Source organism: Streptococcus sp. A12 (genome assembly GCF_905372335.1).
GTDB lineage: Bacteria > Bacillota > Bacilli > Lactobacillales > Streptococcaceae > Streptococcus.
On sequence record NZ_CAJPOU010000018.1, the window covers coordinates 1 to 18296 of the forward strand.

Sequence of the window (18296 nt, forward strand, 5' to 3'; positions counted from 1 at the left end):
CGACCCTGGCTGTCAATCGTCGTTATAAGGATCAAAATGGCGAGCGGGAGGCGGATTTTATCACCCTAGTGGTCTGGGGGAAATTAGCAGAGACCCTTGTCTCCTATGCCAATAAAGGGAGCTTGATCTCTGTGGACGGTGAGCTTCGAACCAGACGCTATGAGAAGAATGGAACGACCCAATATGTGACAGAAGTACTCTGTCAAGGCTTCCAGCTCTTAGAAAGTCGTGCTCAACGAGCGATGCGGGCTAATGGAGCAGGAGGAGATTTAGCGGATCTAATCCTGGAAGAGGAAGAGCTTCCCTTTTAACTGAAGAGAACGGTGCAGCTGGTCAGCTGTGTCGTTTTTTCTACTGAATCAGCACTCTTTTCAAAAGAGAAACTTGAGTATTTTTTCTTGACTATTTTTGACCAAGTGATAAAATAGAAACATGAGTTAGCACTCGATATCAAAGAGTGCTAAAATACAGGAATGGAGGAACGATATGTTAAAACCATTAGGAGACCGCGTGGTCTTGAAAGTAGAAGAAAAAGAACAAACAGTCGGTGGCTTTGTCATCGCAAAAGCAAGTCAATCTGAGACCAAAACAGCAGAAGTCATCGCTGTAGGTGAGGGAGTTCGGACCCTCAGTGGCGAGTTGGTAGCACCAAGTGTCAAAGTCGGTGATACGGTCTTGGTGGAAAATCATGCAGGCGTTGAAGTGAAAGACGGCGATGAGAAGTACACGATTATTGGGACTGCAAGTATTCTTGCCATTGTTGAAGCCTAAAGAATCAGAAAGGATAAAGATCTATGTCAAAAGAAATTAAATTTTCATCAGATGCTCGTGCAGCCATGGTCCGTGGGGTGGATATCCTAGCAGATACTGTGAAGGTGACCTTGGGACCTAAAGGGCGCAATGTGGTGCTTGAAAAATCATTTGGGTCACCATTGATCACCAATGATGGGGTGACCATCGCCAAAGAAATCGAATTGGAAGACCATTTCGAAAATATGGGTGCCAAATTGGTATCAGAAGTTGCATCTAAGACCAATGATATCGCTGGAGATGGAACAACCACTGCGACTGTCTTGACCCAAGCCATCGTCCGTGAAGGGATCAAGAACGTTACAGCAGGTGCGAATCCAATCGGTATCCGTCGTGGGATTGAAGCGGCGGTTGCGACAGCTGTTGAAGCCTTGAAAAACAATGCCATTCCAGTTGCTAATAAAGAAGCCATCGCCCAGGTTGCGGCTGTCTCTTCTCGCTCTGAAAAAGTCGGCGAATACATCTCAGAAGCCATGGAAAAAGTGGGCAACGACGGAGTGATCACGATTGAAGAATCTCGTGGAATGGAAACCGAGTTGGAAGTCGTGGAAGGAATGCAGTTTGACCGTGGTTACCTCTCCCAATACATGGTCACTGATAATGAAAAAATGGTGGCAGACCTTGAAAATCCTTATATCTTGATTACCGACAAGAAGGTGTCAAACATCCAGGAAATCTTGCCATTGCTTGAAAGTATCCTTCAAAGTAACCGTCCGCTCTTGATCATTGCGGATGATGTAGATGGAGAAGCCCTCCCAACGCTTGTCTTGAACAAGATTCGTGGAACCTTCAATGTCGTAGCTGTTAAGGCTCCTGGATTTGGAGACCGTCGCAAAGCTATGCTAGAAGACATCGCGATCTTGACAGGCGGAACTGTTATCACAGAAGATCTCGGTCTTGAGTTGAAAGATGCGACCATCGAGGCGCTCGGTCAAGCAAGTAAAGTGACAGTGGACAAAGATAGCACAGTCATTGTAGAAGGTGCAGGAAATCCTGAAGCTATCGCTAACCGTGTGGCCGTGATCAAATCACAAATCGAAACCACAACGTCAGAATTTGACCGTGAAAAACTCCAAGAACGCTTGGCAAAATTGTCTGGTGGCGTTGCAGTCATCAAGGTTGGAGCGGCAACCGAAACAGAATTGAAAGAAATGAAACTCCGTATCGAAGACGCCCTCAATGCGACACGCGCAGCGGTTGAAGAAGGAATTGTTGCCGGTGGTGGTACGGCCCTTGCCAATGTTATTTCTGCAGTTGCAACCCTTGAATTGGAAGGGGATGAAGCGACAGGACGCAACATCGTGCTTCGCGCCTTGGAAGAGCCTGTACGCCAAATCGCCCACAATGCAGGATATGAAGGGTCAATCGTCATCGATCGCTTGAAACATGCAGAAGTCGGAACAGGCTTCAATGCTGCAACAGGTGAATGGGTCAACATGATTGAAGCAGGAATTATCGACCCAGTGAAGGTGAGCCGTTCAGCCCTTCAAAATGCGGCTTCTGTAGCGAGCCTTATCTTGACGACCGAAGCAGTGGTAGCCAACAAACCAGAACCAGCTCCAGCAGCACCAGCTATGGATCCAAGCATGATGGGTGGGATGATGTAACACACTTAGTCTAATGGGTGCTGAAGCACCTCATTAGACTACGGCAAGCACTATGGTGTCTTGCCAAAGTGTCTTACTAAGAAAACAAAGAAGGCTTTATCGGCCTTCTTTATTTTCTGTCGTAATCTGTGTGCTTGATTGAGGCTTCGCCTCTAATCATTTGACGCCAACCACTATCGGGTGGCTTGGCTAAACGTCTTACTATCTTAAAGGGGTTAGCAAGTCTCCAATCCTCAATCAATCATTGGATGGACTTTCTGACGCAGTAGCTGATTGCTCAAAGCACTGCTTTGAGGTAGCGGATAGGACTTGAGAAGCAAGTTACCTAAATCTTCCCTTCGCTTTTCCAAGATCGGAAGAGTCCTAATCAGCCTTGCGGGGGCGAGACAACGAACGAATGATTAAAATATTCGTTCTGTCTCGCTCCCTTTTCACGTCGTAACCCCGTGGTCAATTTATTAGGTGGCTTTGTAGTTTACGGCAAGCACTATTGTGCCTTGCCGAATCATCTTATTAAGGCAATAGTGAAAGCGTAATTGAATGGCATCCCAAAAGTGAGATAGAGAAAATCTGACTTTTGGGGTGTTTTTTTAATGGTTAGGAATTCCACCCCATCTTTATGGTAAAATAAAGATAAAAAGATGAGGAATGGCAATGTCAAAACGAACAAAAAAAGTTTTTCTATCCTTGCTTTGTTTTATTCTACTCGTCCTTGGAGGCAAGTTTTATATGGATAGAATGAAAGTGGACAATCTTTATCGGCATGGTTTTCAACTTTATGAGGAACAAATTGCGACCTACTTAAAAGAGCATTATAGCGGTATTAGTAAAATTGAATTTTCTCCTATTTTTATTAGTGGAGGAAACGGAGAAAGTTTTCTGAAAGGTCGCATAATTCCAGTAGTTTATGATAATCATGGTAATAAAGTGTATCTGCGAGCTGCTAAGGATATTGACAGTCTTGTCCCGAATTATATACTGACTGCTGGGATTAATCTAGATTTTAATGTAAATAATGGTTCAGAAATGATCAATCTATTGAACAAATCTCGTGAGCTAATTAATGTAGAAGACTATCAACACTTACCTGAGGAACTAAAATGGTATAAAGATAAAGCAACAGATGAAATAATGTCCTTTTTTTCAAGAAAAGGGTTATTAAAAGAAGTGGATCAAAATAGCCAAGGTAGCCCTGAAGCTGAGATTTTCTATAATTTGGAAATTAGACGAGTCCAGGGGGGGGAGGCGTATGAATGGAAGTAACCGATTAATTTAGTAAGTTGAGATAGAATGAGGAGAGTTTTAAATGTCAAAACGAACAAAAAAAGTTTTTTTATCCTTGCTTTGTTTTTTTCTACTCGTCCTTGGATGCAAGTTTTATATGGATAGAATGAAAGTAGACAATCTCTATCGTCACGGCTTTCAACTTTATGAGGAACAAATCGCGACCTATCTAAAAGAGAATTACAGTGGAATCAGTAAGATTGAATTTTCTCCGATTTTTAAAAGTGGAGGAAGCGGGGAAGGTTTTGTCTATGCTCGTATAGTCCCAGTTGTTTATGATACATATGGTAATAAGGTATATTTGCGTAATGATGGCGTTTTAAAGATGGGTGTGGCAGATTATGAAATGACAGCCGGAATTGATTTAGATTTTAATATCAATGACGGTTCGGAAATAATATATTTGCGTAATGATCAGAAAGAGTCTATTAGTGTAGAAAGCTATCAGAACTTACCAGATGAGTTAAAATTGAATAAGGATGAAATTACGAATGAGGTGATGGAAGCTTTTTCTCGTGAGGGACATTTAAAAGGTGTAGAAAAGAATGACCAAGGCAGTCCTCAAGCTGAGATTGTTTATAATTTGGAAATTAGACGAGTCCAGGGAAGAGAGTTCTATGAATGGAAGTAACAGTTTAAGGCATTTAGTGAAATACATACGAGTAATTTTCAATCTATATATATATAGATTGTGTTCTTTATTTTTCTTTTTTGTGGTAAAATTAACATAGAAAGAAAAGGAGGTTTGTATGTCTAAACGAACAAAATCTATTCTTTTATCTTTGCTTTGTTTTTTTGTACTTGTGATAGGAGGAAAGTTTTATATGGATGGAATGAAAGTGGACAATCTCTATCGGCATGGATACCAGCTTTTTGAAGAACAAATCGCGACCTACCTAAAGGAACATTACAGCGGTATCAGTAAAATCGAATTTTCTCCAATTTTTATTAGTGGAGGAGACGGAGAAAGCTTTGTTCATTCTCGGGTTATACCTGTGATTTATGATAATTATGGCAATAAAGCCTATCTCCAAAATGGCAGACCTCTAGATATTGGAGTACCACGTTATGGAACTTTTGCTGGACTTCAATTAGATTTTGCGTACGGTGGTTCCGAGTTTATTCACTTATTAAATGATGAGAAAGAATATATACAAGTTGATCAGTATCAGCATCTGCCTCCAGAATTAAAGTTAAAGAAGGATGACATCATGGATGAAGTTCTATCAATCTATGGAAAGGAAGGACTTCTAAAGGGTGTAGAAAAGAATGACCAGGGGAGTCCACAAGTTGAGATTGTTTATAATTTGGAAATTCAACGAATTGATGAAAGAGACTTGGATAAATGGTAATAACACATCAAGATATTCGAAATTTACAAATTGATACAAAATACTATGCTACACATTCGTCAGAAGAAATCATCAGAGACGATGAGACAGGAAAAAAGTTTCAAATCATTGACAGAATAGAGGGGGTCACTCAGGCTATTGCAGTAGCTCCCTTAGATGCCAATGGGGAACCCATCGTTTCTCAGACAATTGTGACAGTTGCTGGGACCCAGCCAGTTTTTGCCAATCCTTTCAGTGCAGACCATTGGGCCTCAACTGCTAATGCGTTTGGGGGGACCTACGGGGATGGCATGAGTGCCCAGCATGAGGACATTGAAGCTTTTTATCAGAGAGTAGAAAAAATAACGGAAGTTGATGGGAAAAAGCTAGATCAGCCAGTCAGAATATTTGCTATGAGTGGTTTTAGCCAGTCGGCGACGCCAGTAGTCAAGGTAGCTGCTGACCATAATGTTTTTATGGTTGTCAACTTTACAGACTGGGGAGCACAGGCTGCTCTTGATAAGGGGAATTTCAGTAGTAGTGATCTATCTTATATCAATCGCCATGTAACTACCTATGACGCCAATACAAAAGATACGACGATAATGGACAGTAGTGGAGGCAGAATCCCTTACGCCAATATTGTTTCTTGGGAAGGTACTCAGGGATTGCACTCGCCTGCAAAAGACCATAATCCTGCAGCTTTCTATATTGTTGGAAATAAACTTGATGTAGAAAAATATGCTAAAAAGGGTGAATTCGTAACAGGAATGACTCCAGAACAAGTGCATAAGGCTGCAAAAATCAAAGCACAACAGTCAATTTTTTTCTTTCAAAATGAAGATTACTACGTTCGCGAATATTATGAAAAGTTTCCACCCAGAATTGGAAACATGTTGGATCTGGATTGGTATGCAAAAAAAGGCGAATTTTTTGCAGGGATGACAGAAAAACAGGTACGTGAAGCTGCAAAAATCAAAGCACAACAGTCATTTTTGGGGGATAAGAATGAAGATTTCTATGTAAAAGAATATAAAAAGGTCTATGGAGAATTTGTACCTGAAGCTAGGTACAAACGTTTATTGACTATAAATCGTTCCTTGGATAAAATTTCTGCGGCTCAGAGTAGATATCCAAGTCTCAGTGGCAGTCAATTGGTCTCTCTTCGAAAAGAGATAGTTGTTACAGTTGCTGATCTAGCTGAAAATCAAGGTGCTGAATATGAAGAGCAAATCAGTCAAAAGCTTAGTGAATCTAAACAAAATATTGAAGACAAGATTACTAATCTTAAATCAAGCGTTTATAATACTCAAGCATACTTATCAGATAGTGAAGTAGCTATACTCTTATCTAACGTTACTTTGGAACATTTCTGGAATAGTGAGATTGAAAGTGCAACTCTAACTGAAGCAGCTTCTTACAAAGGGAATCTGTCAGTATTTGCCTCAGGTATTCGAAAAGCAGCTCAGAATATTGAAGAGGTGGATCGCCAAGGAAGCATACAATTTAGTGAGAATTAGGTGAAAATATGTTAATTTTAAACGAAATTGAATCAGAGGCATATAGTGAATATCTGGAAAAAATGAGATCTAATGAAATTTTGGTGATTAATGGGCTAATCTCCTCAATGATAGAGGAAGTGAAAACAGAATCCGTTACTTTAACAAATTGGTTAGCTGAAGAGAAACTACAAATGTCAGAGTTTGCAAGCTCTAAGCTCAAAGAAAGTTTGACGGGCGGATTTTCAGGGAAAGCCGCCACAGCTGCAGTCGATTATTTAACAGATATTCCTCAGCCAAACCTTCAAAGTCCTATTATCTGAGGTTAAGTATGGGGATGAACGATAGATTGGAAGAAAAATATAAGCAAGATATAAAGAATATCGAAAAGGTGGAAGAGAGTCTTGATTTTATGAGGCAAGATGCTTTTAGGAAGACAGACATGATGATTGAGGAATTACTTTATTATACTAGAAATCAATCTTCAAATGAACTGTATCCGATAATTCATCAGATGAATGCTAATGTGGAAGAATTTAATTTATATTTGATAAATTGTATTCATCGGCTTCAAGATGAAAAAGAAGAAATCACTGCTAAATATCGCAAAGAATTGGAGCAACTGGAGGAAGAACGAAGAAAACAGAAGAGGGAAGAAAATCTTTAACCGTAACGAGCTTAGTTCGATGAAGATGCCTATCTTTGTGACTCCTAATTTGTCACTATGTTCATCCCTCCAATAAAGTTTGTAAACCAAGCCAGTGTATAAGACAAGAAAGTCCCTCCATAAAGGAAGGGGCTTTTTGATAAATTAAAAATGATTTTTCTAAATCAATGAAAAAGTACTATTTGAATGTGACAAAATTTTCTATTCTAACAAGCGTATTAAACTAAAGATAAAAGAACATAGTCCTGTATAATATGGAGTAAAATACCTTGGATTAATTATTTTTCTAACTTTTTTGGGTCAGTACTTATCGCCCTTCTTTGTTTTCTTTCGTAATCTCTTCTTTGCGGGGGCGAGAGTGCATATTTATATATATTGCAACAATTTGTGAAATAAATTTAGCTGGAACCTGTTTTTTCTACAGATCGGTTTCCTTTCTTGACGAAACTAGGATCAATCTGATGAGGATCAGATCAGTTATTTGATGTGTGGGTTTTTGTTTATATATAGTGACATCACGGGAGGGTGCCCTTTGAAGCAGGTGGATAGATAGTTGATATTTTGAAGTAACCTGCCTGTTCGATATTTGGAATAAAATTGCAATACAAATTCCTTTATTTTGTAACAAAGATGCGTTAAAATATATTAAGTAGAAAAAGTTCTACATTAGAGCAAGGGGGGAATACTTCCCACATACATGTCTAAAGACAAAAACTTGATCGAATAAATTAAAACTTTTGATTCTTAATTTTTATCGACCTTTTTCATATTAAACTTTTTCATCCACCCCTTGCTAAGGCTCTTCCAGATTTTTCTGGGGGAGTTTTTTTGTATTTCATAAACATTTCACATTTCTCCTCTATAATGAAAGCAACAAATGATGAAAGCGAGCCCAGTTGCTATCAATAAACTGGGGAGTCTTTCTTTTAGATGGAGGTAGGAGATGTTTCTCTTGCAACAGGCAATCGCCTATATTTCTCGAAAAAGAACGAGGAATCTGGTCCTCTTTCTGATTCTCCTCTTGATCCTCTCTTGCTTGTATTTCTGTTTTTCACTAATGCAAGTGGGAGGAAGACTGGAGGACCATATCAAGCAGTCGGCTGGTACCAGCTTTGCCCTGACCAGTAAACAGGGGAATGCTCCCTTTGCTCTGAAGGAAGCTAAAAAATTGCAACAACTTTCTGGGGTAGGAGCCATGGTCCCACAATATGAAAGTCCCGTTCGCATTCTTGATAAAGAAGCGGTGACGGGGCAGCAGTCGGTAGAGCGGGATGATCTGGGTCAGGAAGCCAAGCAAGCGCTAGGCGCTGTCTTTACCCAGAAGACAGACCAGCACCTGGATTTCCGCAGTGGCAGTTTCCAACTGGTGAAAGGCAAGCACTTATCTGATAAGGCTCGCGGCCAGATCTTGATCCACCAAGAGTTGGCTAAGAAGAACAAGCTAAAGGTCGGAGATTCCTTGACCTTATCCAGCTTTCAGATGGGAGAGACTCCTGCCAAAGAGCAAACCTTTAAAATCGTTGGGATCTTTTCGGGTAAGAAACAGGAAAAATTCACAGGAATGACCTCTGATCTGAGTGAAAACCAAGTCTACCTCCCTTATGAGGATGCGACTAAGCTTCTTGGTCTCAGTCAGAAAGAAGTGACCCAGGCCACATTTGGCGTCAAAGATCCTGAGAAAATCGATGCCCTCTTGAAGCAAGTCAAAAGCTTGGATCTGGATTGGCAATCGCTACGCGTGGTCGAAGATCGCAAGGCCTTTGACCAGATGAAGGAATCCTCTCAGACCTTAGAAGGCCTGGTGCGGATCATGATGATCGTCCTCCTAGTGACAGGAGCCGGTGCCCTATCGCTCTTACTCAGTCTCTGGACACGGGAGCGGATCCATGAAATCGGGGTGCTCTTATCTATTGGGAAGAGCAAGGGCCGGATCTTTAGACAGTTCCTCTTGGAGGTGGTGCTGGTATCCTTACTAGCGGTGATCCCAGCCTTTCTCATCGGGCGGATGGTCAGCCATCGTTTCTTAGAGCAGTTTGTCGGACAGACGGGTCAACAGCAGACCCTAGACTTGCTCAACCAAGTCCCTCAAGGCCTTTCCTTAGGAATCGCCTATGCTAGCCTCTTGTGCTTGATCCTTCTGTCGCTCGGTGTAACGACCAGCATGATCTGGCGCAAGACCCCAAAAGAAATATTAACAAAAATGAGTTAAGGAGAAATGACACATATGTTAGAACTCAAGAATGTAGCCTATAGTTACCAAAGCTATAGTGAAGATATCCTCTCAAATGTGAACTATCAGTTCGAAAATGGGACATTTTACAGTATTATCGGTCAGTCAGGAACTGGGAAATCGACCCTCCTCTCCCTCTTGGCTGGTCTGGACAATCCCAAGAAGGGTCAGGTTCTCTTTGATGGGGAGGACATCCAGACCAAAGGGTCTAGCTACCACCGCAAGCACCATGTCTCCCTGGTCTTTCAGAATTACAATCTAATCGATTATTTGACGCCACTGGAAAATGTCCGTCTGGTCAACAAACAGGCAGGGAAAGAAATTCTCTTGGAATTGGGATTGGACGAAACGCAAATCAAACGCAATGTCCTACAACTATCCGGCGGGCAGCAACAGCGGGTGGCTATTGCGCGTGCGCTCGTTTCAGAAGCACCTGTCATCTTAGCAGATGAGCCGACAGGAAACCTTGACGAACAGACAGCCGGTGACATCATTTCCATTTTGAAGAAGTTGGCCAAGGAACGCCAAAAATGTGTCATTGTCGTCACCCACAGTAAGGAAGTGGCAGAGGCCTCCGATGTGGTCTTGGAATTGAGTCGCCGTAGCCTCATTGAGAAGAGCAAGTAAGGAGGGAATGCTATGTTGCGAAATGCTTTTGCTTATATCACACGTAAATGGCCCAAGTCTTTCTTGCTCTTTGCCATCATTCTCCTCATGGGGACCTTGAGCTTGATCGGACTCTCCATGAAGGGAGCGACCCAAAAAGCTTCATCGGAAAGCCTGGGATCCATCACCAATAGCTTCTCCATGCAGATCAACCGACGGACCAATCCAGGAACCCCTCGGGGAGCTGGGAATCTCAGAGGAGAGGATATCGAAAAAATCAGCCAGGTAGAGGGGGTCACCTCCTCCATCAAGCGGATCAATGCCATCGCGGATATCCTAGACCACGAGATCATTGAGACTGAAGAAACCCTGCAAAATCAATCTCCAGAGCGGGCTAAGCACTTCAAGAATACCTTGATGGTGACAGGGGTCAATGATTCTTCAAAAGAAGATAAGTTTGTCTCTGGAGCCTACAAGCTGGTCCAAGGGGAGCACTTGACCGATAAGGACAAAAACCAAATCCTCATGCACGAAGATTTGGCGAAAAAGAATGGCCTCAAGGTAGGCGATAAGGTGCGTCTCAAGTCCAATCTCTACGATGCTGACAATGAAAAAGGGGCTAATGAAACCGTCGAAGTGACCATTAAGGGTCTGTTCTCAGGGAAGAACCAAGCTCCTCTAACTTACGCCCAAGAGTTATACGAAGATACCCTCATTTCTGACCTGGATACAGCTGCCAAGCTCTATGGCAATACTGTTCAAACAGCTACCTATGAGGATGCGACCTTCTTTGCCAAGGGGGATCAGGACCTCGATAAATTGATCGAAAAAATCAAAGCCTTGGATATCCCATGGAATTACTTTGACTTGGTTAAGAGCTCTTCCAACTACCCAGCCTTGCAAAAATCGATCAGCAGCATGTTCCAAGTGGCGGACTACTTGTTTATCGGTAGCCTCATCTTTGCTAGCTTGCTTCTCACCCTTCTCCTCGTCTTGTGGCTCAATGCCCGTCGCAGAGAAGTGGGTATCTTGCTGGCTTTAGGACTTTCTAAGGTGCAGATTGCGGGACAATTCGTGGCAGAATTAGTCATGATTTCCATCCCAGCCTTCCTCCTCTCCTATGGAGTTGCAGGACTTCTTGCCAAAGGAGTCGGAGATACGGTGCTTAAGAATGTAACCAGTGGCATTGCCAAACAAATGGCTCAAGAATCCTCTGCAGCCAACCTTGGTGGAGGAGCTGAGGCAGAAAGCTTCAGTAAGACCCTGACTGATATCCATATGGATATCCAACCGAGCCAATTGTTGGTGATTGTCTTGGTCGGTGGCCTTCTCTTGATTCTGGTATCCATCCTTTCTTCACAATGGCTCTTGCATAAGAAACCAAAGGAACTCTTGGTGGATGTCGAATAAGAGATTGTTTCCTAAAATAGAAATAGGGTATAATAGGAGGTAGAAGAAGTTTCTTAGATAAAGGAAAGTGTATGAAGATACTAATCGTAGAAGATGAAGTCCTGATTCGTGAAGGGATGAGCGACTATCTCATGGAATGTGGCTATGAGGTCTTTGAAGCAGGCGATGGGCAGGAGGCCCTGGACCTCTTTCACAGAGAGGTGCCGGATCTGGTCTTGCTGGATATCCAGCTCCCTATCCTCAATGGCTTGGAAGTGCTTAAGGCCATCCGGAAGACCAGCTCAGTCCCTGTCCTTATGCTGACGGCCTTCCATGACGAGGACTATAAGTTAACGGCCTTTGGAGAGTTGGCAGATGGCTACCTGGAAAAACCCTTTTCCTTGTCCCTCTTGAAGGTCCGCATCGAAGCTATTTTTAAAAAGCTTCAGCCTTCCCGAGTCTTCACCTATGGAGAGGCACGGGTGGATTTTGAGAGCTACACAGCCAGCCTTGCTGGGCAAGCCATCTCCATGAATGCCAAGGAGTTGGAAATCTTGGAATACTTGCTCCAGCATGAGGGCAAGGCCCGGACTCGCTCTCAGATCCTTGATGCTGTCTGGAAGGAGACTGAGGAGATTCCTTTTGACCGGGTGATCGATGTCTATATTAAGGAACTACGAAAAAAACTAGAGCTGGACTGTATCGTAACGGTACGCAATGTCGGCTATAAATTGGAGAGACCATGACCAAACGGAGTATCTTTGCAAAGATCTTTCTGATCACCTTTGCCCTTTTTAGTGGCTTAGTCATCCTTCTACACGCTTCGGTTTACTTTATTTTCCCCTCAACCTATATCGAGTCCCAGCGCCAGACGATTTTGAAGAAATCACAGTCCCTGTCCAAGAGTTTCCAAGGTCAGGAAGAAGGAACCATTGAGTCTGTCATCGACCTATATTCCAAGACCAATGATATCAAGGTCTCGATCAAGGACAAGGAAAAACAAAATGCCCTAGAGGTCAAGGATGACTTGCTCGTGAACCCTGACAGCCAGAACAATTCTCTGGTCATTGAAGAGCGAAAAATCCAGACAAAAGAGGGAAAGGACTTGACCTTACAATTCTTAGCAACTGTCGATTCCCAAAAGGAAGCGCGAGACATCAGTCTGGGCTTTCTTCCCTATAGTCTTCTTGCTTCCTTTGTCCTGTCTCTGATTGCCTCCTATCTCTATGCCCGCCTGATTTCTGCTCCGATCCTGGAGATCAAGCAGATGACCAAGCGGATGAAGCGCTTGGATCGGACAGCCAGTCTTCCAATTCATTCGCAGGATGAGATCGGCGTCCTCAAGCAACAGATCAACGACCTTTATCACCATCTCCTAGAAGTAATCGATAATTTAGAGCAGCAGAAACAGGAAAATCTGAAGTTGGAGCAGATGAAGGTGGAATTCCTACGGGGAGCCTCGCATGAACTCAAGACGCCTCTAGCCAGCTTGAAGATTATCCTTGAAAATATGCGGGATAAGATCGGCCGCTACAAGGATCGGGACCGCTACCTGTCGGTCTCCCTCGATATCGTCGATGAGATGAACCAGATCGTCTTAGAAATCCTGTCCCTGTCCTCTGTCCAAGAACTGGCCGGTGACAAGGAGTGGATCCAGCTGGATCAGGCCTTAGAGCAGATCCTCGACCAGTACAAAGTCTTGGCTCAATCCCGCGCGCTCACGATTGACAATCAGATCCCAGCCAAACAAGTCTATATGGATCCAGCGATTCTGAAATTGGTCCTTTCAAATGTCATCAGCAATGCCGTCAAGCATTCGGATGCCGGTGGGGAGATCCAGCTCCGGCTCGAAGGGGAAGGGATGCACTTGGCGGTTGAAAATACTAGCCAGAAAATGGTAGAGACCGCTGAGATGCCAATGACCGCTAGCCGTCAGAAGAAGGAAGGCGGCTTGGGACTCTTCGTGGTCCAACACTTGCTAGACCATGAAGAGCTGGCCTACCAATTTGATAAAACGGCTATGGGCTTGCGCTTCCGTATGGAACTGCCCCAGGAGCCACAAGATTAAAAAACTAGCGAACAAGAGAAATGCTTGTTCGCTAGTTTGTATTTTTAGATGTCTTCCTGTAATAATAGAATTTAGAGATACTTATTAATAAAACTAATTTAGAAATACGTATTTTTAGTCATGGGATAAATTATGGTGTCTATTTTAGACTGAACCAAAGCTTATCTTGATTATACATAAAAATAAAGTGACTGACTTTTTGTTCGTACATATTATTTAGTCCATTTTATGATATGATAATTTATAGATTAAAATGTGTAAAGAATGGTATATTGGCTAAAATTGAGTGACGCTACTTTTTTCAATCCCCTGGAATTCCTAAACCACCCTACACAATACATTTACGGGCCCTGTGGTGGATGCATCTGCATTTGTATTGAATGCGATCCAATTTGTGGATTACAAAGGTGCAATTTTCCATTTAAATCAGTAGTTATTGTAAAGCTTTACTTGAGAACTACTAATTACAAAGACAAAAAGTCATGTGGTAGTTATGAATTAAAAAGTGAAGACAGTAGATTTTCGTATAAAAATATTTTCAAGCAATGAAGGTAACAACTTTATCTCAAAAGAATAAAGGAAAAACTTGTGACAAAATGACATCTGTTGTTTCAGATAGAAAATATCAGGAATTAGCCAAAACTTAAGTGAAAAACTGACGATTGAAGAAGTGGAAACTTACATTGAGGAGAAATGATGTCCGATTATTTTTTGATGAAAAGAGGAAAAAACTATGAAAACAATATATAAAAAAGATATCGTACAGAGCTTAACAGACCTTGGCCTGAAAAAAGGAGATGTAGTCATTGTACATACATCGTTAAAAAGTATTGGATATGTATGTGGAGGAGCACAGGCTGTGATAGAAGCTCTAATTGAAGTTGTTACTTCTGAAGGAACCATTGTGATGCCCACGCAGTCATGGAAAAATCTAGATCCGGAAACAGGTGTGCACTGGAATGCAGAGGAGTCAGACTGGGAAAAAATTAGAGAGAATTGGCCAGCATATGATAAGCAGATAACGCCAACCAATACAATGGGAGCTGTTGCAGAAATGTTTCGTCAATGGCCAGGTAGCATCAGAACAGAGCATCCAGCAAGATCAATTTGTGCATGGGGGAAACATGCTGAATATATTACAGAGGAACATACTCTTTCAAATATATTTGGGGAGGGATCCCCTATCTCAAAACTCTATGAACTTGATGCAAAAGTATTGTTAATAGGGGTTGGATATGATAAAAACACCTCTATACACCTAGCGGATGTTCGTGCAGAGTATCCTGGGAAACGTGACTGTATTGAACACAGTGCTATACTTGAAGATGGTGTTCGTATATGGAAATCATATAAGACCTTATTTGTTGATGGAGAAGATTTTGAAGACATAGGAATTGCGTTTGAGGAAATAGGTCATGCAAATATAGGGAAAATAGGTATTGCCGATTCTAGATTAATGCAACAGCGTAGTTTAGTAGATTTTTCCGTTTCATGGATTGAAAAGTATCGCCAATAAATTAATTTTTAATCAATGAAGAGTTTGATAAGGTCAGAAGAAAACTTATACAATAATCTGGAACAAAAAAAATTGAAACAAAAATACCCCAAAAGTTAGATTTTATCTATCCAACTTTTGGGGTACAGTTCAAAAATGCTTGTTCGCTTTTTGTATTTAATCAACCTTTTCTACCTTTAGCAATTGGCCGTGTTTTAATTCATAAATGGTATCCACATAGGTCAGGATAGAGCGGTCATGGGTCACCATGATGGCGCTCTTGTTTTTGGATTTGACTTCTTTTTGGATCAATTGGGCGATTTCTTGCCCTCGATCTGGGTCTAGGCTAGCTGTTGGTTCGTCGGCTAAGATGACCTGCGGATTTCCGATGAAGGCCCGAGCGATGGCTGCCCGTTGTTTTTGCCCACCGGACATCTGATTCGGGTATTGGTGGTAACAAGCTTCGATACCAAGATCTGCCAACAAGGCTTTGACTTCCTCTTGGCGTTTTTTCTTGTCCTTTTCCCCTTTTAATTTGGCCACTAGTTCTAACTGGTCACCGATTTTCATATAGGAGAGGAGCTGGTGATCTTGGAAGATAAAGCCGAGCAATTCCAGTCGTTTTTGCGTCCACTGGCCTTGGTTGAGACCGGTCAAGTCTTGGCCTGCGATGCGAATCCGGCCCTCATCCGCTGATAAAAGCAAGCCAGCGATGGCTAAAAGCGTGGACTTACCAGATCCTGAAGGGCCCAAGATGGCGACAAATTCGTTGGGTTCGACGCTTAAATTAAGCTGATTGAGGACATGGTGCATCTGGTTGCCATCGTCGTAAGATTTTTTGATATTTTCTAATGCAATAATAGCCATCTTATTCTCCATTTCCGCCAATGACTTCGATTGGATCTACTTTTTTGATTTTGACAAGGGACAAGGCACCACACAAAATAGAGGTCAGGATAAAGCTAACCGAGATGGTGAGATTGTCCTTCAGGGTCATAAAGGAAGGGACGCTATTAGGTAAAAATGGCGCCATTATGGTTGCCAAGCCAAGCCCCAGCAGCACTCCGATGAGGGAGATGATGGTGAGCTGGGATAGTTGGACATAGGTAATCTGGCTCATGGACATGCCAATGGCCTTCAAGACGCCGAACTGTTTCAACTTCTGCAGGGTGAGGATATAGAAGAAGACCCCAAGGATAGCAGAAGAAGCGAGTAAGAGCACCCAAGTGATCATCCGTAGCGTCAGGTTTTGAGCCTTGTAGCCAGGGATTTTATCGATAACTTGCTTCTTATCCGCCACCATTAAGTTGCTGGCTAGATCGCTAGAAGAGATGCTTTTCTTGGTCACAAGGGTTTGGGCTTGCCATTGATAGCTTGGATCTGTTTTTTGCCGCATGCCTGTGTAGGTATCCGAGCTGATAAAGCCAATCTCGCTATAGCCGTATTTGGCATTTTTCGCGAAGGCCACGACCTTGAGTTTTTGCTTAGAGGTTTTATCGATCACTTGATCGCCGACTTGGATCCCTTCATCCTCTTTGAAAGAACTGTCTAGAATGACCTCGTTTTTCTTTAAGTCAGAGATCTTGAGGTCTGTATCTTCCATGTTTGGATTGAGGATCTCTTCTTCGTTGTGATCAGTCGCGAAGTAGGTGATATCCAGAGTGTTGGAATCCTCTGTTTTTGAGACAGTTGCTCGCTGGATGGACAAACCCGAATAGCCCATTCCCTCTATCTTTTGGACCTCATCTACATCTTTCGCCGTAATGGTTGAAAAGGGGATAATCCCTTCTGAATCCGTCGAAAGGATGTAGTGCAGCGACCCATAGTTATCGATTTGGGCTGATACCGAACGGCCCAGTCCATTTGTCAGACCGGACAAGAACACCACCATAAACATGAGGATGGTAATGAGGAGTTCAATCAGGATAAACTTCTTGGGTTGGTATTTAATTTCATTCCATGCGATTTTCATATTCGTTCTCCTTTTAGCACGGAGGTGCTCAAGTAGCTTGGCACCTAAACATACTCTACCATCATACCACAAGTGGGGAGATAATATTGGGATGGTGTTTGGGGAAGGGGAGAGTGATGAAGAAAAGTTTGAAACCCAAATCATAAAATAAAATGGATACTCTTGACAATTCCTATTAAAAGCGTTAGAATTCTACTATAAGTTGTTCAATTTTGAACAAATAAATTATAAACAAGGAGTCCAATTATGGCAGAAATTTCACTATCCCCAGAAGAACTCACCTCGCAAGCCGCTGTTTATTCAAACGCTCGCGATCAAATTGAAGCTGCTATCCAAGCAGTAAACAGTGCCAATGGAGAAATGCAAGCACACTGGCAAGGTAGTGCCTTTAATTCTTACCTTGAACAATATCAACAATTACACGGTGATGTTGTTAAATTCCAAGAGTTGTTGACTTCTATTAATCAACAATTGGTTAGCTATGCTAATACTGTTGCTGAGCGTGACAACGCAGACGCATCTGGATTTGGTTTTAAAGGATAAGAAGACTCTGGAATGGAGGGATGGGATTACTTCCTATCCCTCTTTAATTTAGTTGAAATTTCGATAGAGGAGAGTAAAAATGTCAGATGCATCCTACTACCAAGGTCTAGCGAATCAAGAATCTCAAAAATATGAGCAAGCCATTGCTCAAAAGGGAGTGGTCGACGAAAAAATTACCCGCCTAGAGACTGCAAAGACAGATCTATCCACACAGATAGAAAATTTTCAAACAGGTATTATAGAGGCCTTAGAGAACATAAAAGGGGAAGATGAATCTCAGTTCAAAGGTGATCGTAAAACTAAATATGCCGAACAGTATGAATTGGCAAATACTGCTGCTACGACTAATAAAACAAGCCATGATACAAATTTAACCAGTATAGCCAATATGATTGAGGAGCTCCAAACGGAGTCTGCGAATCTACAGGCTGCAGCTGATACAGCCTATACTAATATGACGAATTATCAAGCAGCGGCAAATAACGCAACTTCATGATAAAGGATAGAAGGATCAATGGGAATAAAAGGAACAGATTATGGCACTTGGACCGGACTGACTTCTACAGTTAATTCAAGTGTCACAAATATTACAGATATTGCGGAGCTGAGTTTTGCAACTACAACGATGACGCCTTTTACATCTTTTAATGATGATATTAAATCATTTAACGAAGTAATTGGTGCTCTTAAAACATTTACTACTGATGATGTCACACATATGAATCAAGCTGCTGAAAACAAAGTGACAGATGACAAAAATCAGGCAAATGCTAAATAAGAAAGTTACCGGAAAGG

20 protein-coding genes are annotated in these 18296 nt (G+C 42.1%); 18 read left to right on the plus strand and 2 right to left on the minus strand.

What is annotated here, in order from left to right:
* From QZ158_RS03910 to QZ158_RS03980, 15 genes are all read left to right on the plus strand, one after another.
* A partial coding sequence (locus QZ158_RS03910; protein ID WP_293875017.1) for a single-stranded DNA-binding protein occupies positions 1–311 on the plus strand: 311 nt, incomplete at its 5' end.
* Between the two features lie 175 nt (positions 312–486).
* Positions 487–771, plus strand: a complete 285-nt coding sequence (gene groES, locus QZ158_RS03915) for a co-chaperone GroES (RefSeq protein ID WP_293875019.1) — start codon at positions 487–489, stop codon at positions 769–771.
* A 23-nt stretch (positions 772–794) separates the two neighbouring features.
* Entirely contained in the window at positions 795–2417 is a 1623-nt protein-coding gene (groL, locus tag QZ158_RS03920; protein ID WP_048789495.1) for a chaperonin GroEL, read from the plus strand.
* 654 nt (positions 2418–3071) lie between these two features.
* Positions 3072–3680 (plus strand): hypothetical protein, encoded by a 609-nt coding sequence (locus QZ158_RS03925; RefSeq protein ID WP_293875021.1) that lies wholly within the window; start codon positions 3072–3074, stop codon positions 3678–3680.
* 43 nt (positions 3681–3723) lie between these two features.
* On the plus strand, positions 3724–4332 hold the full coding sequence (locus tag QZ158_RS03930; RefSeq protein WP_293875023.1) for a hypothetical protein: 609 nt from the start codon (positions 3724–3726) through the stop codon (positions 4330–4332).
* A gap of 118 nt (positions 4333–4450) precedes the next feature.
* Entirely contained in the window at positions 4451–5053 is a 603-nt protein-coding gene (locus QZ158_RS03935) for a hypothetical protein (protein ID WP_293875025.1), read from the plus strand.
* Complete coding sequence (locus QZ158_RS03940; protein ID WP_293875027.1) at positions 5047–6552, plus strand: hypothetical protein; 1506 nt, start codon at positions 5047–5049, stop codon at positions 6550–6552. The genes QZ158_RS03935 and QZ158_RS03940 overlap by 7 nt, the downstream gene beginning before the upstream one ends.
* A gap of 8 nt (positions 6553–6560) precedes the next feature.
* Complete coding sequence (locus tag QZ158_RS03945; RefSeq protein ID WP_293875029.1) at positions 6561–6854, plus strand: hypothetical protein; 294 nt, start codon at positions 6561–6563, stop codon at positions 6852–6854.
* 14 nt (positions 6855–6868) lie between these two features.
* Positions 6869–7198 carry a hypothetical protein gene (locus tag QZ158_RS03950; protein WP_293875031.1) on the plus strand — a complete coding sequence of 110 codons (330 nt, stop codon included), beginning with the start codon at positions 6869–6871 and terminating at the stop codon, positions 7196–7198.
* Positions 7199–8141: 943 nt separating this feature from the next.
* A complete protein-coding gene (locus QZ158_RS03955; RefSeq protein ID WP_293875033.1) occupies positions 8142–9407 on the plus strand; it encodes an FtsX-like permease family protein in 1266 nt (421 codons plus the stop codon).
* A gap of 6 nt (positions 9408–9413) precedes the next feature.
* Positions 9414–10055, plus strand: a complete 642-nt coding sequence (locus QZ158_RS03960; protein ID WP_293875035.1) for an ABC transporter ATP-binding protein — start codon at positions 9414–9416, stop codon at positions 10053–10055.
* A 12-nt stretch (positions 10056–10067) separates the two neighbouring features.
* Positions 10068–11444 carry an ABC transporter permease gene (locus QZ158_RS03965; protein ID WP_293875037.1) on the plus strand — a complete coding sequence of 459 codons (1377 nt, stop codon included), beginning with the start codon at positions 10068–10070 and terminating at the stop codon, positions 11442–11444.
* Between the two features lie 71 nt (positions 11445–11515).
* On the plus strand, positions 11516–12169 hold the full coding sequence (locus QZ158_RS03970; protein ID WP_293875039.1) for a response regulator transcription factor: 654 nt from the start codon (positions 11516–11518) through the stop codon (positions 12167–12169).
* Positions 12166–13491: a HAMP domain-containing sensor histidine kinase gene (locus QZ158_RS03975; RefSeq protein WP_293875041.1), complete on the plus strand. Its 1326-nt coding sequence runs from the start codon at positions 12166–12168 to the stop codon at positions 13489–13491. Before QZ158_RS03970 ends, QZ158_RS03975 begins: the two co-directional genes overlap by 4 nt.
* Before the next feature lie 733 nt (positions 13492–14224).
* Complete coding sequence (locus QZ158_RS03980; RefSeq protein ID WP_293875043.1) at positions 14225–15007, plus strand: aminoglycoside N(3)-acetyltransferase; 783 nt, start codon at positions 14225–14227, stop codon at positions 15005–15007.
* A 156-nt stretch (positions 15008–15163) separates the two neighbouring features.
* Here QZ158_RS03980 and QZ158_RS03985 read toward each other — a convergent pair whose 3' ends face one another.
* Both QZ158_RS03985 and QZ158_RS03990 read right to left on the minus strand, forming a co-directional pair.
* The gene (locus QZ158_RS03985; RefSeq protein ID WP_293875045.1) at positions 15164–15853 is read right to left on the minus strand and encodes an ABC transporter ATP-binding protein; all 690 of its coding nucleotides are present in this window, start codon (positions 15851–15853) and stop codon (positions 15164–15166) included.
* A gap of 1 nt (position 15854) precedes the next feature.
* The gene (locus tag QZ158_RS03990; RefSeq protein ID WP_293875047.1) at positions 15855–16958 is read right to left on the minus strand and encodes an ABC transporter permease; all 1104 of its coding nucleotides are present in this window, start codon (positions 16956–16958) and stop codon (positions 15855–15857) included.
* 246 nt (positions 16959–17204) lie between these two features.
* Here QZ158_RS03990 and QZ158_RS03995 point away from each other — a divergent pair, with 246 nt between their 5' ends.
* The 3 genes from QZ158_RS03995 to QZ158_RS04005 all read left to right on the plus strand — a co-directional run bounded on the left by QZ158_RS03995 (position 17205) and on the right by QZ158_RS04005 (position 18279).
* A complete protein-coding gene (locus tag QZ158_RS03995) occupies positions 17205–17501 on the plus strand; it encodes a WXG100 family type VII secretion target (protein ID WP_154859036.1) in 297 nt (98 codons plus the stop codon).
* 79 nt (positions 17502–17580) lie between these two features.
* On the plus strand, positions 17581–17997 hold the full coding sequence (locus QZ158_RS04000) for a DUF5082 domain-containing protein (RefSeq protein ID WP_293875050.1): 417 nt from the start codon (positions 17581–17583) through the stop codon (positions 17995–17997).
* 18 nt (positions 17998–18015) lie between these two features.
* Positions 18016–18279: a hypothetical protein gene (locus tag QZ158_RS04005; protein ID WP_154859032.1), complete on the plus strand. Its 264-nt coding sequence runs from the start codon at positions 18016–18018 to the stop codon at positions 18277–18279.
* Positions 18280–18296: the final 17 nt, after the last annotated feature.

Excerpts from the sequence above, each read along its gene's own strand:
- groES (WP_293875019.1), top strand. The coding sequence starts at position 487 with ATGTTAAAACCATTAGGAGACCGCGTGGTCTTGAAAGTAGAAGAAAAA.
- groL (WP_048789495.1), top strand. The coding sequence starts at position 795 with ATGTCAAAAGAAATTAAATTTTCATCAGATGCTCGTGCAGCCATGGTC.
- QZ158_RS03925 (WP_293875021.1), top strand. The coding sequence starts at position 3,072 with ATGTCAAAACGAACAAAAAAAGTTTTTCTATCCTTGCTTTGTTTTATT.
- QZ158_RS03930 (WP_293875023.1), top strand. The coding sequence starts at position 3,724 with ATGTCAAAACGAACAAAAAAAGTTTTTTTATCCTTGCTTTGTTTTTTT.
- QZ158_RS03935 (WP_293875025.1), top strand. The coding sequence starts at position 4,451 with ATGTCTAAACGAACAAAATCTATTCTTTTATCTTTGCTTTGTTTTTTT.
- QZ158_RS03940 (WP_293875027.1), top strand. The coding sequence starts at position 5,047 with ATGGTAATAACACATCAAGATATTCGAAATTTACAAATTGATACAAAA.
- QZ158_RS03945 (WP_293875029.1), top strand. The coding sequence starts at position 6,561 with ATGTTAATTTTAAACGAAATTGAATCAGAGGCATATAGTGAATATCTG.
- QZ158_RS03950 (WP_293875031.1), top strand. The coding sequence starts at position 6,869 with ATGAACGATAGATTGGAAGAAAAATATAAGCAAGATATAAAGAATATC.
- QZ158_RS03955 (WP_293875033.1), top strand. The coding sequence starts at position 8,142 with ATGTTTCTCTTGCAACAGGCAATCGCCTATATTTCTCGAAAAAGAACG.
- QZ158_RS03960 (WP_293875035.1), top strand. The coding sequence starts at position 9,414 with ATGACACATATGTTAGAACTCAAGAATGTAGCCTATAGTTACCAAAGC.
- QZ158_RS03965 (WP_293875037.1), top strand. The coding sequence starts at position 10,068 with ATGTTGCGAAATGCTTTTGCTTATATCACACGTAAATGGCCCAAGTCT.
- QZ158_RS03970 (WP_293875039.1), top strand. The coding sequence starts at position 11,516 with ATGAAGATACTAATCGTAGAAGATGAAGTCCTGATTCGTGAAGGGATG.
- QZ158_RS03975 (WP_293875041.1), top strand. The coding sequence starts at position 12,166 with ATGACCAAACGGAGTATCTTTGCAAAGATCTTTCTGATCACCTTTGCC.
- QZ158_RS03980 (WP_293875043.1), top strand. The coding sequence starts at position 14,225 with ATGAAAACAATATATAAAAAAGATATCGTACAGAGCTTAACAGACCTT.
- QZ158_RS03985 (WP_293875045.1), bottom strand. The coding sequence starts at position 15,853 with ATGGCTATTATTGCATTAGAAAATATCAAAAAATCTTACGACGATGGC.
- QZ158_RS03990 (WP_293875047.1), bottom strand. The coding sequence starts at position 16,958 with ATGAAAATCGCATGGAATGAAATTAAATACCAACCCAAGAAGTTTATC.
- QZ158_RS03995 (WP_154859036.1), top strand. The coding sequence starts at position 17,205 with ATGGCAGAAATTTCACTATCCCCAGAAGAACTCACCTCGCAAGCCGCT.
- QZ158_RS04000 (WP_293875050.1), top strand. The coding sequence starts at position 17,581 with ATGTCAGATGCATCCTACTACCAAGGTCTAGCGAATCAAGAATCTCAA.
- QZ158_RS04005 (WP_154859032.1), top strand. The coding sequence starts at position 18,016 with ATGGGAATAAAAGGAACAGATTATGGCACTTGGACCGGACTGACTTCT.